This window comes from Thermus sp. LT1-2-5 (assembly GCF_040363165.1).
Classification (GTDB): Bacteria; Deinococcota; Deinococci; order Deinococcales; family Thermaceae; genus Thermus.
In genome coordinates, this window is record NZ_BSRG01000014.1 from 23,477 (window position 1) to 37,257 (window position 13,781).

Consider the following 13,781-nt stretch of genomic DNA (forward strand, 5'->3'; position numbering starts at 1 on the left):
GTTTTCCGGGTCGGGTGGGCCAGGGGGAGGTGCGTTTTGGCCAAGCCCAAATTGGGCTCCCTGGCTCGGGGTGGTCTACGACCTCACGCGCGGTACACTAGTGGCGGGATACCTCGCTTCCTCCTTGGAGGCGATTACCCTATGGCCCAATCGCGTCTGGCTCAGGCAGAACCCGCAGCTCGGCTCCTAGAGCGGGCCGAGAGCCGCTGGGCCCTCATCCGTGACGCCCTGCGTAACCCGGACGACTGGGACGACCTGGATTGGCAGGGCGAGGTGGCCGAGCTTGGGGCGCTGTACACCCTCCTCGGGCGGGTTCGCCCCGCCACGCCCGAGGAGGAGGAGCGGATAGGGCGCCTTTTGCGGGAGATCCGCGAAGCGGCCCGCGAGTTCGGCTTTAGCCCGCCCCCGCTGTAGCCAGCGGCGCTGGGGCCGAAGCCCCTTCATCCAGCTCCAGGCCCGTCGTGGGCCCACAGGAGGGCCCAGCCTCGCCGATAACCCCTCGGCGGCGTTCCTGATGGCCCCTATCCCGTCCCGGGGATAGGGTGGGAGGAGGGCCTGTCGGAAGGCCTCGTGGAGCCCTGGGAGTAGGGGTTGACCATGGGCCGGCCGTCGGCGTGGCGGCGGCGGGTGTGGCGGGCCCAGGGGAAGGGGTAGCTCAGGATGCGGGCGACCTGGGAATGGGGTGGACCGTGGGGGAGGGCCCGTTACCCTGGAGGAAGACCCGCTCCACGGGGCTTTCGCTTTCCTGGTAGAGGGCGCGCGGGCTGCGCCGGGGCGCTGCGGCTAGAGTTCTAGCCGGGGACGGCGGTGCTGGGTGGACGGCGTACCTCATCTTGAGGGGAAACCTAGGGGGAGTGTTTATCAGTCCCCCACGGAAGTAAGCGTCAAGCCGCCCCCGCCTTCGGGTTCAATCCGGGTTCCAAAAGGGGAGGTCAAAGACCTCATCCGGGAGGGCCTCCGAGGGGGCCTTAGGAGGGTAGGTGTGGGTTTACCCACCCGAGAAAGCTCCCAGGGTCATACCCCCACGATTTGGTAGCTATGCTGGATCTGCAACGCCTTGCCGTCTTCTATTTGTAAAACGACATAGCTCATCCGGACCGGCCCACTCGCCCAGCGAAGCTGCAAGTTCCGGGGAGGCAGTCTGAGCCGCTGGGCCTCCACCCAAAACTGGGGTTCGTACCCCTGCATTCCCCCTTCCGGCCCCACCATGCCCACGTCGGAAACATACGCCGTGCCTTTAGGCAAGATGCGGGCATCGGCGGTCGGCACGTGGGTGTGGGTGCCTAGCACCGCGGCGACCTGGCCGTCAAAGAGAAAAGCGAACCCTAACTTTTCAAAAACGGACTCGGAATGAAAGTCCACCACCACTGCCCCTGCAGGCCCTTCGGCGAGGACCTGAGCCATGGCCTCTATAGGGGAGTCAACCAGGGGCAAGGCCGAACGGCCGGCAAGGTTCACCACCTGAAGCCGCTGGTCCTCCTTTTCCAGAAGCAGGACCCCACGCCCTGGTGCTTGGGGGCCATAATTGAGCGGCCGAAGCACCCTCGGATGCCCCAACACCTCCTCCAACCAGGGTGGGTCAAAGGAATGATTCCCTCCCGTTACCGCATCCACACCCAAGGCCAACAGGCGGTTCAGGCTCTCCAAGGACATCCCCGCCCGGCCCAGCTTGGGCTCCGTGATGTCCAGGTTTTCCCCATTGGCGATAATGAAGTCGGGTTGGTGAAGGGCCCTCAGCCGTGGGAGTTCCCGCTCCAGCGCCTTAAGCCCAGGCTCTCCTACCACATCGCCAAAAAAGAGGACCTTCAAAACCGCACACCTCCCTCCAGTAAGGTTTCCAGAATCCACCTGCGGAAGGCCAAATAGAGGAGCAAGGCGGGCAAGGTAGCCAGCACCGAGGCGGCCATTAGAGGACCCCAGGCGTTGGCCCCTTCCCCGCCGGCGAAGCGCTGCACGGCCACGGTAAGGACATACATGTCAGGCCTGCTGGCCACCAGCATGGGCCACACGAACTGATTCCAAGCCCCGATGAATAGGGTAATGAAAAGGGCTACCAAAGTAGCCCGATTGGCCGGCGCCAGCACCCGCCAAATGATTTGGAGGGTGCTGGCCCCATCCACAAAGGCCGCTTCGAGGATCTCCCTAGGAAAGCTCACGAAACGCTGCCGCAAGAGGAAAGTTGCGTAGCCCGCGGTGAGCATGGGCAGGATTAGGCCCAGGTGAGTGTTGAGCAGCCCTAGTTGGGCCAGCAGCAGGTAGTTGGGTAGATACGTAACCACAAAAGGCACCACCATGCTGGCTACGAAGAGGGCAAACAGGAGCTCTGCGAGGGCAAAGCGCCGGAAGGCAAAGGCGTAGCCTGCGAGCAGGCCCAGGACGAGTTGGCCCACAGTGCTCCCCAGGGCAAAAACCAAGCTGTTAAGGACGTAGCGGGTAAAGGGTAGCTTCTCCAGCACCACCCGATAGTTCTCCAGGGTAAGGGGCAAGGTAAAAGGCCAAGGGGAGGCGAAGAGCCGCTCGGGAGGCACCAGGCTGAGGCCCAGCTGGTAGAGAAGCGGCAGGAAGCAGACCCCAACAGCAAGCCAGAGCAAGAGGTGGGACAAAAGCTTCCTAGCCATAGGTCCTTCTTCCCTCCAACAGGCGGACCTGGCCTACGATGAGGAAGGCCATTCCCAGCGTCAGGAGCACCGCCAAGGCGGCGGCCATTCCGGCGCGGAAGTAGCGGAAGGCTTCCTGGTAGACCGCGTACATGAGATTGCTGCTCCGGCCGAAGGGGCCACCTTGGGTCATCACGTCTATCGGGACAAAGGCATAGTCCAGGGCGCTGGCCAGGGCGCTAAGGAAAAGAAAAACCAGGGTGGGGGAGAGAAGGGGCACCAATACCCGGTAGAGGAAGGTCCAGCCTACTGCCCCGTCTACCCTGGCAGCCTCCAGCACCTCCTTGGGCAAAGCCTTCAGGCCGGCCAGAGCGATCAGGTAGTGAAAGCCCAGGAACTTCCAGTTGGCCACCAAACTCACCGCATAAAGGGCGAACTGAGGGTCACTCAGGAAGTTTGGGGCCGGCAAGCCCACGGCGTTGAAAGCCTTGGCGAGAGGTCCCGCAGCGGGAAGATAAAGGTAGATCCAGACCAAAGACGCAACGGAAACCGCCACCGCCGTAGGGGTGAACAGCAGACTCTGGTACAGCTCGGCCCAGCGTCCCGCCGTCTGGAGGGTAAGGAGGGCCAGGGCAAAAGGAAGGAGAAAGTTGCCTAGGGCAGCCAGGGCCATGTATAGCAAGCTCTGCTGCAGAAGTTGGCCGAAGAGGGGGTCCCGAAGCAAAGCCTGGTAGTTCCCCAGGCCCACGAAGCGAGCTTGGGGGCTTACCAGGTTCCACTCGTACAGGCTCAACCAGAGGTTGTGAAGGAGGGGCCAGTAGACGAAAACCAACAAAAATAAAAGGCCCGGGGCTACCAAGAGGTAGGGCTCCCAGGCCCAGGTCAGAGTTCGGGTTCCACCTCCTCTAGGATGGCTCTCTACTCGTTGCACCGCTCGCTCCCAATGAGCCGATTGATTTCCTGAGCCGCATCCTTGAGGGCCACCTCCGGGGTGGCCTGTCCAGCCAGGGCGCGCTGCACGGCGCGGAAAAGGGCTTGGCTGGCGGCCAACCCATTAGGGCCGGGGAAGCTGGTCCAAGGGACAGTGAAGGGAAGCTGCTCCACCGCGATGCGCTGGATGGGATTCTGCTCCATGAAGTCCTTAAGGTAGCGGGGGTCACGGGTAATCTCTGGCAGGAGGGGAACATAACCGGTGCCTTTGGTCCAGATGGTGAAGCCCTCGGGAGAGGTGAGGAACTCGATGAATTTCCATGCGGCCTCCTGCTTCCTAGGGTCGCGGCTAAAGACCATGAGCACGTTGCCCCCGGCGGGTAGCGCGGGCTTCTTGCCCCCGAAGGTGGGGAACCGCGCCCCTCGCAGCTCAAAGCGGCCTTGGGTCTGCTGCTGCAAACCAGCCCGGCGAGCGATGGTGGTCATGAACGCCCCTGTCTCCCCTGCCAGGAAAGCCTGTTCTCCCTGCTGGAGGGGTACGCCGAGGGCGAGCCCATCCTTTACCAGCCCTGCCCAAAGGGAGAGGGCCTCTATCGCTTCCTTGCTATCGATGCCCGAACGGTAAAATCCCGCCTCACAACGTAGTAGGGTGCCTCCGTTGGAACGGATAAGCGCCTCGATCGCCCAGTTATCGTCCAAGAGGATCAGATAGAGACCGGTCTTGCCCGTGCGCGCCTTTATCTGCTGGGCAGCCCGACGCCAACCCTCCCAGGTGCTCGGGGGCCTGTCGGGGTTTAGACCGGCCCGGCGAACGAGATCAGCGTTGTAGTAGGTTACGATGTTAGAAAGGGAATACGGCATACCTACCTGTACCCCGCCCACCTGGCCCAAGGCCAACACGTTGGGAGCAAAGCGGCGCAGGTGGCGTTCTCCGTTGTAGCGCTTGGCCAGGTCGCTAATGGGAACGTAGGGGAAATTGGCAGCGACGTAGCGGGTGTAGAGATAGCCAATCTGAGCCACATCCGGGGGGGTTCCGGCGGCTAGGGCGGCTTGCAGGTTCTGGAGCAAACCCGTGTAGGCGTTGGCATGGAACCGCTCCTCAACCTTAATCCCGGGGTTGCGTTGCTCAAAAATACGGATGAGCTCACGTACAGCTGGTAAGCCAAAAGCTTCGGTATTGATATGCCAGTACTGCAGGGTAATGGGTCCCTGAGCTATGGATAGCCCGAAGAAGGCTGCGAGAAACAGCAGGGCTCGCAACACGGCTCACCTCCCATGCGGCATTCTGAACTTCCCCAGTCATCCCACCGTCAAACCCGGATCCCGTGGCGGGTGGCTTTAACCGTTCCTGGATATGCGACCACCAGACTAGACGGCGAGCCCACGGCAGGATTGCCGGACGAAGCGGATAAGGGGAAGAAGCTCAAAGTTATCCCCCCGCGGGGGAAGTTCCAAGCCGCCTTGGAGGCGGTCAATCAAGGGGCAAAGCGCTTGGTGGAGATGGCTCGCGCCCACGACGCCCGCCCCAACCCCGTGGTGAAGGGGAGGTGGGAGCTCGTGGAGAAGGAGCCCTCCCTCTTCCCCGGCGAGAGGCGGGAGAACAAGGCGCGGCGCCTCATGAAGAAAGAGGAAGGGGAGGCCCTTGGGCGAGCGCGTGGAGCTAAGCCCTCGCCCAAGGGTTGGCTCCCCCACCCATCGTCCCGCGGGCTTTGGAGGTTCCCCGGGCCACCGGGTACACCTACTGGAGGCGGGGGTGGGGGAGCACCCCGAGTACGGGTACCGCCGGGTAGACCGGGAGCTGGGGCGCCGAGGGGGGGTGATGAACCCCAAGCGGACCCGGTGGTCGCTTCGGGGCTTCTGGCTTTCCCTGAGGCGGGCTGGGCGAAAGCCCAAGCCCAACCCCCTTTGGGGGGAGGGTGGTCTTGGCGGGGGAGGGGGCGGAGCTGAGGGCGGCGTTCCTGCGGGAGGGGGAGCCGGAGCCCTTTGCCCTGCTTTACGCGGGCTTTAGCCTGATTCCCTACACAGGAGGAAGCCTTGGGGGGGGTGGGAGGCTTCACACCTCCGGAGACTGGGGGTGGCCACCACGAGATCCCAGAATTTCTCCGGGAACGCCTCCCTTCGGAATGGGGAACTGACAAGGAGGGCGAAAGAGCTGGGTGGGGAGGGTACTCTCCCCGTTGGGATAGACGCTAGGCTAAATCCGGGGAAGAGAAGCCGAGCTATGTCCAAGATGGACTCGTGGGCGTCCAGGGCTTCCGCCTAGACGATGAGGGGGTGGGAACTGTGGCGATGGCGAACTTCCTGCGGGCGGGAAGCCCCTTCGTTGGCCACCTGGCGGTTTCAGGTAAGCGGGCCCGCTGGGATGGGTAGACTTGAGCCATGGGCCAAGCTAAGCCGATTGCCTTTCAGGCAGTTTTGCTGGTCCAGGGGGTGGCCTCGCCCCCCAAGGGGCCTGGCCACTTTCCTTCCGTCCAGGTCTTGGACCGGGTGTACCTGGTTCCTAGCCATAGCCTGGCTCCCAAGGCTCGAGCCAGTCTGCCCGGGGTGCTACAGGCCTTCCTCCGGCGGAACCCAGGTGGGGGCCCGGTTCCGGTCCTCCTTTATCCCCGGACGGAGGGGTGCCGCTTGGACCTGGGAAGGACCCTCCTCGCCAAGCTCTACACTACCGAAACTCCCCCCTTATCGCCGGGGCGCTTTAGGGTGGTGGGGTTGGTGGTGGATCGGGAAGGGGAGCACCTGAGCGTGGAGGTGCGCCCTAACCAGGAAAGGGGAGCGCTGGGGGAGGCTTTCTCCCTCTGCTTACGCTTGGACCCCTCCTTGACCGGGACCTTCTTTCCCAAAGGTCAGGCTTTGGAGCTAGTGGGTCGCCTCGAGGCCGACTTGAGCCTTAGGGTAGAGGAGGCCCGGGAGGTTTCGAGATGGGAAGGGGTCTTGCCCTAAAGGGAGGTCCCCACGCCTCCATGTGCGGTTTTTAGAAAAGAGGGGGTGTAGGGGCTATGTCACGGGCGAAGCCCGTACCTTGCCTCCCCCGGTTTTTAAACCGGAGATACATGGACCCTCCACGTCCGCTGGAGGCGGACATAGCATAGGCAGTTCACCTGTTTCGGGCGTGGGACACCTCTCCACCGGGACGTAGCCGCAATGCAGAACATCCTGGCTAAGGCCTGGAGAGGCCTTCGGGGATGGATGCGGTTTCGGCCGTGACCTGAACCACGGTCAGGCAAAGCCTATCTTGTAGCCTCGGACTTCCCATCTGAGGAGTCGTCACCGGGTGGTGGGCTCAAAGGGTTTAAGCAGAAGGGTCCAGGCCCACGCCACGCCCACCGCAAGAAGGAGTAGCAGAAAGAAGCCCCCGGCGGGATAGCCGTAAAGGCCCACCACGGGTCCCAACCCCCCTTGAAGGGCGAAGATGCCCAGCACCCCCGCCAGGTTTACTACGCCCATGGCCTGGCCTGGGTGGCGGGGGGAAAGCCGGGCGGTGTGGGCCAGAACCAGGGCGTTGAACCCACCGCCAAGGCCTAAGAAGAGGTAAGTGGGCGTGGGGGAAGCCTCCCCAATCCAGAGCCCTAAGCCTGTGGCGTAAAGGCCCATACCGAAAAGGAGCGCGCGCCCTGTTCCCCAACGCGCCGCCAGGAGGCTGCTGGCAAAGGCGCCTCCAATGGAGGCCAGGTTCAAGAGGGCAAGCGCTTGGCCCACCTCCTGGCCAGAAAGGCCCCGGGCGTAGGCATGGGCTCCTGCCCAAAAACTTTGGAGAGCGAAGAAGCCACCCAGGTAGGCTAGGGCCAGGAAGGCTAGGGGGGCAAGGCGGCGGTCCCTTTGCGGGGCGGGATCCTGCCTCCTGGCTTCCGCCTTGGGAGCCAGGGGGGCCATGACCAGCGCCAAACCCCAGGAAAGAAGAGCGAGGAGCAGGAAAACCCCCCTCCATCCCAAGGCCTCCTCGAGGGCCACCAGGGGGCCGGTGGCCGCTACGCCTCCTAGCCCTCCTAAAGCCACGGTAAGGCCGCTTAGCAGGCCTAACCGCTCGGGGAGGAGAATCTGGTAGGTCCGCAAGGCGCCCACCAGCGCCAGGGCCATTCCGGCGCCCATGAGGGCCCGGCCCAAGGCCAAAAGGGCCCAGCCCGGGGCGAGGGCGAAGGCCAGGCACCCCAGGCCGGCGAGGGCGAAGAGGGGAGGCAGCGTTCGACCCGGACCCAAGCGATCCAGGAGGGATCCCAGGGGCACTTGAGCCAGGGCGAAGGCCAGGTAAAAAACGCTCGTTAGCGCGCCCAATGCCCCGGGAGACATCTGGAATTCTTGGGCTAGGGGTTCGACGAGGGCGGCGTTGGCCGAGCGGAGAAGGTAGGAGAGGGCGTAGCCGACTGCGAAGGGCAAGAGCCTTAGCCCGAGCCCCATATCGCCTTCCAGAGGAAAGGGCCGTAGGCCAGAAGAAGGAGGCCCCCCAACGAGGCCAGGACGAAGGGCCAGATCTCCCGCCAGATGGCCTCAATAGGAAGGCCGCTTACCCGGGCGCTCATGAAAAGGTTCACCGCCACCGGCGGGGTAATCTGGCCGATGGCCATGTTCACGGTCATCACGATGCCCATCCAAACGGGGTCCCACCCCAGGTGGGCCATCACGGGGAGAAGGATGGGGAGGGTCAAATAGTAGATGCTCACCGCATCCAAAAGGGTTCCCAGGAAGAGCCAGAAAAGGTTTAAAAGACTGAGGAGAAGGGTAGGGTTCTCCCCCCAATGCAAGAGAGTCTGGGTTAGGGTCCCCACCAGTCCTACGGTGTCCGCAGTCCAAGCGAAGATGCCCGCCCAGGCCACGATGGCCATGATCACCGCGCTGGAAACCCCCGCCTGCACCAAGAGGTTGCCCAGGTCTTGCCACGTCAGGCTTCGATAGATAAAGAAGCCCACGAATAGGCCCCAAAACACCCCCACCGCTGCCGCTTCGGTGGGGGTGAAGATGCCCCCGTATATCCCGCCGAGGATCAGCAAGGGCGTTAAAAGGCCCGGGAATGCTTCCAGAAAAAGGGGCCAGGTTGAACCCGGCGCCCTTTCCACCTTGCCCCAACCCCGTGCCCTCACCACAAGCAAGGCCGCCACCCCAATGAGGCCGCCCAGGAGGATCCCCGGAAGGATGCCAGCCAAAAACTGTTGGGCTACGGAAGTGGTGGCTAAAGTGGCGTAGACGATGAGGGCAATGGAGGGAGGAATAACGATGGAGAGCTCAGCGGAGGCGGCTACAAGCCCGGCGGCAAAGCCCGGGGCATACCCCTGGCGGATCATCATGGGGATGAGGATACCCCCCAAAGCGGCCACGGTGGCCGGTCCCGAGCCGGAAACCGCGCCCCAGAACATGCCCGCTAACACCGTGGCTACCGCCGCTCCTGCCCTCCATCCCCCCACCAGGTGGAGGAGGAGCCGGACAATGCGCTCGGCGATCCCCGCCCGGTCCATCACCGCCCCGGCGAGGATGAAGAAGGGGATGGCCAGCAAGGGAAACTTGGCGATCCCCGCCTGGAAGTTGAAGGAAACCACCTGGAGGCCGAGCCCCTGGGTAGCGATGACCACAAGGGCGGCACTTCCCAGGGCTGCGGCCACGGGGACCCGGAGGAGAAGGAGGCCGAGGAAGAGGAGGACCAGGAGGGTGCCCACGACCCTACCCCCTGAGGGCCCGCCAAGCCCCCTCTAGGCTCCGCAGGGCCACCAGAAGGCAGAGAAAGGGGGTGGGGAGGGTGTAGATGGCGTTGGGGATTCCCAAGGCCGGGGAAATGGCTCCCAAGGCCAGATCGTCCAGGGCCTGTTTCCAAGACAGGTAGGCCAAGGTGGCGAAGAGGAGGCCAAAGACGAGGAAGCCCAGGGCCATGCTCCCCCGGCGCCACGGTTCGGGCAGGAATTCTGTCAGGGCCACGAACCGGATATGTGCCCCTTCAAGCCCCTCGCGGAGACCCACGGCGATGCCCAGGAGGGTGGCCCACACAAAGACGTTGACGAGCAGCTCTTCGCTGAAGGCCAGCGGGTAACGGAAGAGGTAGCGGGTCAGCACGTTGGCAAAAGCCAAGGAAACCATCCCCCCTAAGAGGAGGGCGAGGAGGATTTCCTCCAGGCGCCTGAGCATCAGCGGGCCCGTTTCTTGTCCGCCTCTGCCTGGACCACCAAGGTTCCTCCAATCTCCGTGGCCCAGCGTTGCACCACCCCTGTCACCTTGTCCCGGAATCGGCCCACTTCCAAGGGGGAGAGGACCGTGACCTGGACCCCTTGGGTTCGCAGGTAGGCTAGGGGATCGGCGATCTCCACCTTAACCCCGAGGGAGGCCAGGTACTTCAAGGCGCTGCCATCGTCCATCCCCGCCCGGGCCAGGGCCTTTTGGTAACGGGCCGCTTCCGAGGCCGCCTCCTGAATGGCCTTCTGCACCTCTGGGGGGAAGGTACGCCAGGTTTGGGCGCTAGCAGCGAAAATCAGGGGGTCTATCACGTAGTTCCAGACCGTTAAGTGGCGCTGTCCCAGTTCCCATAGCTTGTAGGGGATGATGACCCCCACGATGGGGTTTTCCTGCCCGTCAATCACCCCTTGCTGCAGAGCGGTGAGAACCTCGGCCCAGTTCATGGAGGTGGGGTTTGCCCCTAAGGCCCTGAAGGTATCGATGAAGATGGGAGCGCCCACCACCCGGATCTTGAGCCCTTGGAGGTCCTCCGGGGTGCGGATAGGCCTCTTGCTGTTGGTGAGCTGCCGGTATCCGTTCTCCCCCCAGGCTAGCGGTTCCACCCCAAGCTGCCGGAGGCGCTGGAAGATGGCCTTGCCCGCCTGGCCCTCCTCCACGGCGTCCAGCTCCTTGTAGCTGGGGAAGAAGAAGGGCAGGTTGAATAGGTTGAGCTCCTTCACTTGGGGAGACCAGTTGATGGTGGAGCCGATGGCGAAGTCCGCCACCCCTGTTCGGAGAAGCTGGAACTCGTTGGTTTGCTGCCCGGCGAAAAGCTGGCCCGAGTAGTAAACCTTGATGTTTACCCGGCCGCCCGTCTTTTCCGCCACCAGTTCGGCGAAGCGCTGGGCCCCTTGGCCCCAGGCGGTATTGGGGGCCACCACCACGGAAAGCTTGTACTCCGCCTTGAACTGCGCCGCCGCCAAGCCCAAAAGGGCCACCACCCCGAACACCCACCTTCTCATCCCTTCACCTCCTCGTAGTAGCCAAGGATTGCGCCCACGGGGTAGGTTTTCCCCACCTCCGCCAGCACCGAAACCAGCACCCCATCCGCCTCGGCTTCCACCTCCACCAGGGCCTTGTCCGTTTCTACCGTGAAGAGGGGCTCGCCCTTGCGGAAGGTTTCCCCGACCCTTTTGGCAAAGCCTTGGAAGCACCCTTCCTCCATGGTTAGACCAAGCTGGGGCATACGGAGGGGAACTAGCGCCACGTCAGGACCTCCTTCGCAGCTCGCACCAGGTCGGCCACCTGGGGGATGACGCGTTCCTCCAAGGGTGGGCTGAAGGGGATGGGCACGTGGGCTGCTCCCACCCGGACCACGGGGGCCTGGAGCCTGTTCCAAAGCTTCTCCCCTAGGGTGGCGGATATCTCCGCTCCCGGTCCCAGGAAACGCCAGGCCTCGTGGGCCACCACCATGCGGCCCGTCTTCTCCGCCGAAGCGAGGAGGGTGTCCCAGTCCAAGGGATAGAGGGTCTTAAGGTCCACCACCTCTGCCGAGATCCCGTCTTCCTCCAACTGGCGCGCCGCTTCCAGAGCCTTGTAAAGGGTGAGGCTATAGCTGACCAAGGTGACGTCCCGCCCCTCCCGCACCACCTCAGCCCGGCCGATGGGCGTCAGAACCTCCCCCTCGGGCACCGGGCCTTTGCGGGTGTATAGAGCCTTGTGCTCCAGGTAGAGAACGGGATCGTCGGAGCGGATAGCGGCTTTTAGGAGGCCCTTGGCGTCCTTAGGCGTGGCCGGGGCCACCACCTTGAAACCGGGCAGGTGGAGGAAGAGGGCCTCGAGGCTTTTGGAGTGGTGGGCCGCTGCGGAGCGGATGGCCCCGTCCGGGGCCCGGATGACCAGGGGAACCTTGAGTCGGCCTCCTGACATGTAGCGCAGGCTGGCCGCTTGGTTGGCCAGCTCGTCCATGGCGAGGAGGAGGAAATCGGCGAAGTGGATGTCCAGGACCGGCCTTGCCCCCACTAGGGCCGCCCCCAACGCCGCCCCCACCAGGGTGGGCTCGCTTATGGGGGTGTCGCGGACCCGCTCCCGCCCAAACCGTTCCGCCAATCCCTTGAACTGGCCGAAGATTCCCCCTTGCTTGGCGATGTCCTCCCCCATGAGGAAGACGGTGCGGTCGCGGGCCATCTCCTCTTCCATGGCCTCCCGCGTGGCCTCAGCGAAGGTGATCTCCCTCACCCCTCCCATGGGTAGTCCCTCACCTCCTCGGCGAAAAGGCCCTGAAGGGCCTCGTCGGGATCAGGCCATGGGCTTAACTCGGCGAAGGTCACAGCCTCCTCCAGGAGGGCATCCTCCTCGCCTTCCAGGGTCTTTATGGCTTTTTCGCCGACCCCGGCAGCGAGGAGCCTCTGCCGAGCGAGGGACACGGGGTCCCGCATACGGGCTTGGGCCACCTCTTCCCGGGAACGGTAGCGTTCGGGGTCGCCCACGTAGTGGCCCTTGAAACGGTAGGTTCGGGCCTCCAGGAAAGCTGGGCCCCCTTCCCCACGTACCCCCTGTAGGAGATCTGCCACCGCACTGTAGACTTCTTCCACGTCCTGGCCATCTGCCTGCCGGAAAGGAAGGCCGTAGGCCCGGACTAGGTCTTCCACCCGGAAGGCGTGGCTCTCCGCATGGGCGGTGGTGGAGGCGTAACCGTTGTTCTCCAGGATAAAGAGGACAGGAAGCCGCCACAGGGCTGCCAGGTTTAGCCCCTCGTGGAGGACACCCCGGCCCAGGGCCCCGTCCCCGAAGAAGGCGAAGACCACCCCCGTTTGGCCCAGGAGCCGCAACCCAAGGCCTGCCCCCACGGCGATGGGGATGCCCCCCGCCACGATGCCGTTGGCCCCTAGCATCCCGCGGTCCGGGTCAAAGAGGTGCATGCTTCCTCCCTTACCCCGGCAGACGCCGGTGGCCCGGCCAAAGAGTTCCGCCATCATGGCCCGGGGGTCTACCCCGGCCGCCAGGGCGTGCCCGTGCCCCCGGTGGGTGCTGGTGAGGTAGTCCCCGGGTCGCCGATGGGCCAAGACGCCCACGGCCACCGCCTCCTGGCCGATATAGAGGTGGACAAACCCCGGGATCTTGCCCGCCTGAAAAAGTTTCTCCACCCGTTCCTCAAAGCGACGAATTCGGTACATAAGGCGGTATAGGTTAAGGCGATCCATACACCTCTTCCCCCGTCACCATCCGGCGCAGATCCTCGCGGGCGGTCCAGAGGGCAGAGAGCTTTTCCACCCCGTAGGCCAGGGTCATCTCGGCCAAGATGACGTCGTGGCGCACGTATTCCTCCGCCACCAGGACCAAGGCGGGGTCCCGGGTACGTACCGCCCATGCCTCCCCCTGTTCCGTGAGGTTGCCCACCACCACCTCCTCGTGATCTTTGGCGACCACGAACAGCCTGGCCCTAAGCCGACCTTCCACCACGTTGGGGTCCACGAAGTGGTGGAAGTAAACCTGGCGCAAGCCAGGGTTAACCCGATCCCCGAAGAGGACGAGGCGGAGCGCCACCCCCTTGTCCTGAGCTTTCAGGAGCTCGTCCTCCAAAGCCTCTAACTGGTTCTGCCAAAGGGAAAGGGTTAGGGCCCGTCGAGCCCCTACCACCAGGGCCCTGGCCTCCTCCAGGGTTCGGGACGCTCCCTCAACCCGCCAGATGGCCCCAAGAGGCCGCTTTGGGGTCAGACGGGCCAGGCTTTCCCGGGCGCGGTCTAGGCGTCTTTGGGACTCGGCCTCGAGGCGGGCTAGGAGTTCCTCGTGGGGCACCGCGCCGTAGAAGACGCCCCGGTCTTCCTCCACCCGGTAGGCGGCTCCCCGCGCCACCAGGCGTTCCAGGGCTTGGTACACCATGGAGCGAGGTACCCCGCTCAGCTTGGCGGCTTCGTACCCGTTAAGCCGACCCTCTTGGAGCAAGGCCAAATAGACCCGGGCCTCATAGGGACTAAATCCCAGGTCTTGTAGGTCAGAAAGGGCGGACACCGCAACCTCCGGCATGCGTAGTCCTTTCCCTGACGTCTTGAGGTCGATCGTAGCACGGGTTGCGGCCTGGGTCAACCGAGGGCTTGTGCCCCGGGCTTCTCCCCCAGTAAACTC

Annotated in this window: 14 protein-coding genes; 2 read left to right on the plus strand and 12 right to left on the minus strand. The window is 64.0% G+C overall.

Translation table 11 applies throughout. From position 1 onward, the window contains the following. Nucleotides 1-141 precede the first annotated feature (141 nt). Nucleotides 142-414: a hypothetical protein gene (locus ABXG85_RS10615; protein WP_353513603.1), complete on the plus strand. Its 273-nt coding sequence runs from the start codon at nt 142-144 to the stop codon at nt 412-414. Nucleotides 415-1,014: 600 nt separating this feature from the next. On the opposite strand, the gene ABXG85_RS10620 is transcribed toward ABXG85_RS10615, so the two are convergent. From ABXG85_RS10620 to ABXG85_RS10635, 4 genes are all read right to left on the minus strand, one after another. Continuing rightward, on the minus strand, nt 1,015-1,809 hold the full coding sequence (locus tag ABXG85_RS10620; RefSeq protein WP_353513604.1) for a TIGR00282 family metallophosphoesterase: 795 nt from the start codon (nt 1,807-1,809) through the stop codon (nt 1,015-1,017). Further along, nucleotides 1,806-2,618, minus strand: a complete 813-nt coding sequence (locus tag ABXG85_RS10625) for a carbohydrate ABC transporter permease (protein WP_353513605.1) — start codon at nt 2,616-2,618, stop codon at nt 1,806-1,808. The genes ABXG85_RS10620 and ABXG85_RS10625 overlap by 4 nt, the downstream gene beginning before the upstream one ends. After that, on the minus strand, nt 2,611-3,390 hold the full coding sequence (locus tag ABXG85_RS10630) for a carbohydrate ABC transporter permease (protein ID WP_353513606.1): 780 nt from the start codon (nt 3,388-3,390) through the stop codon (nt 2,611-2,613). Before ABXG85_RS10630 ends, ABXG85_RS10625 begins: the two co-directional genes overlap by 8 nt. Nucleotides 3,391-3,515: 125 nt before the next feature. After that, nucleotides 3,516-4,790, minus strand: a complete 1,275-nt coding sequence (locus ABXG85_RS10635; RefSeq protein ID WP_353513607.1) for an ABC transporter substrate-binding protein — start codon at nt 4,788-4,790, stop codon at nt 3,516-3,518. A gap of 1,116 nt (nt 4,791-5,906) precedes the next feature. Between ABXG85_RS10635 and ABXG85_RS10640 the strand changes: the two genes are divergently transcribed. Further along, on the plus strand, nt 5,907-6,467 hold the full coding sequence (locus ABXG85_RS10640; RefSeq protein WP_353513608.1) for a hypothetical protein: 561 nt from the start codon (nt 5,907-5,909) through the stop codon (nt 6,465-6,467). A 324-nt stretch (nt 6,468-6,791) separates the two neighbouring features. On the opposite strand, the gene ABXG85_RS10645 is transcribed toward ABXG85_RS10640, so the two are convergent. From ABXG85_RS10645 to ABXG85_RS10680, 8 genes are read right to left on the minus strand one after another with little or no spacing between them, the layout of a single operon-like run. Next, the gene (locus tag ABXG85_RS10645) at nt 6,792-7,919 is read right to left on the minus strand and encodes an MFS transporter (protein WP_353513609.1); all 1,128 of its coding nucleotides are present in this window, start codon (nt 7,917-7,919) and stop codon (nt 6,792-6,794) included. Next, complete coding sequence (locus ABXG85_RS10650) at nt 7,904-9,169, minus strand: TRAP transporter large permease (RefSeq protein ID WP_353513610.1); 1,266 nt, start codon at nt 9,167-9,169, stop codon at nt 7,904-7,906. Before ABXG85_RS10650 ends, ABXG85_RS10645 begins: the two co-directional genes overlap by 16 nt. 4 nt (nt 9,170-9,173) lie before the next feature. Continuing rightward, the gene (locus ABXG85_RS10655) at nt 9,174-9,632 is read right to left on the minus strand and encodes a TRAP transporter small permease (protein WP_353513611.1); all 459 of its coding nucleotides are present in this window, start codon (nt 9,630-9,632) and stop codon (nt 9,174-9,176) included. After that, entirely contained in the window at nt 9,632-10,678 is a 1,047-nt protein-coding gene (locus ABXG85_RS10660; RefSeq protein WP_353513612.1) for a DctP family TRAP transporter solute-binding subunit, read from the minus strand. The genes ABXG85_RS10655 and ABXG85_RS10660 overlap by 1 nt, the downstream gene beginning before the upstream one ends. After that, nucleotides 10,675-10,923, minus strand: coding sequence for a lipoyl domain-containing protein (locus tag ABXG85_RS10665; protein WP_353513613.1), 249 nt, complete (start codon nt 10,921-10,923; stop codon nt 10,675-10,677). Before ABXG85_RS10665 ends, ABXG85_RS10660 begins: the two co-directional genes overlap by 4 nt. Beyond that, on the minus strand, nt 10,914-11,903 hold the full coding sequence (locus tag ABXG85_RS10670) for an alpha-ketoacid dehydrogenase subunit beta (protein ID WP_353513614.1): 990 nt from the start codon (nt 11,901-11,903) through the stop codon (nt 10,914-10,916). The genes ABXG85_RS10665 and ABXG85_RS10670 overlap by 10 nt, the downstream gene beginning before the upstream one ends. After that, nucleotides 11,891-12,859, minus strand: a complete 969-nt coding sequence (locus ABXG85_RS10675; protein ID WP_353513615.1) for a thiamine pyrophosphate-dependent dehydrogenase E1 component subunit alpha — start codon at nt 12,857-12,859, stop codon at nt 11,891-11,893. The genes ABXG85_RS10670 and ABXG85_RS10675 overlap by 13 nt, the downstream gene beginning before the upstream one ends. Continuing rightward, nucleotides 12,846-13,682, minus strand: coding sequence for a TrmB family transcriptional regulator (locus ABXG85_RS10680; RefSeq protein WP_353513616.1), 837 nt, complete (start codon nt 13,680-13,682; stop codon nt 12,846-12,848). Before ABXG85_RS10680 ends, ABXG85_RS10675 begins: the two co-directional genes overlap by 14 nt. Nucleotides 13,683-13,781 lie beyond the last annotated feature (99 nt).

What these genes read in the sequence shown, in the direction of transcription:
- ABXG85_RS10680 (WP_353513616.1), bottom strand. Translation starts at nt 13,682, where the DNA reads ATGCCGGAGGTTGCGGTGTCCGCCCTTTCTGACCTACAAGACCTGGGA.
- ABXG85_RS10660 (WP_353513612.1), bottom strand. Translation starts at nt 10,678, where the DNA reads ATGAGAAGGTGGGTGTTCGGGGTGGTGGCCCTTTTGGGCTTGGCGGCG.
- ABXG85_RS10655 (WP_353513611.1), bottom strand. Translation starts at nt 9,632, where the DNA reads ATGCTCAGGCGCCTGGAGGAAATCCTCCTCGCCCTCCTCTTAGGGGGG.
- ABXG85_RS10645 (WP_353513609.1), bottom strand. Translation starts at nt 7,919, where the DNA reads ATGGGGCTCGGGCTAAGGCTCTTGCCCTTCGCAGTCGGCTACGCCCTC.
- ABXG85_RS10675 (WP_353513615.1), bottom strand. Translation starts at nt 12,859, where the DNA reads ATGGATCGCCTTAACCTATACCGCCTTATGTACCGAATTCGTCGCTTT.
- ABXG85_RS10615 (WP_353513603.1), top strand. Translation starts at nt 142, where the DNA reads ATGGCCCAATCGCGTCTGGCTCAGGCAGAACCCGCAGCTCGGCTCCTA.
- ABXG85_RS10625 (WP_353513605.1), bottom strand. Translation starts at nt 2,618, where the DNA reads ATGGCTAGGAAGCTTTTGTCCCACCTCTTGCTCTGGCTTGCTGTTGGG.
- ABXG85_RS10670 (WP_353513614.1), bottom strand. Translation starts at nt 11,903, where the DNA reads ATGGGAGGGGTGAGGGAGATCACCTTCGCTGAGGCCACGCGGGAGGCC.
- ABXG85_RS10640 (WP_353513608.1), top strand. Translation starts at nt 5,907, where the DNA reads ATGGGCCAAGCTAAGCCGATTGCCTTTCAGGCAGTTTTGCTGGTCCAG.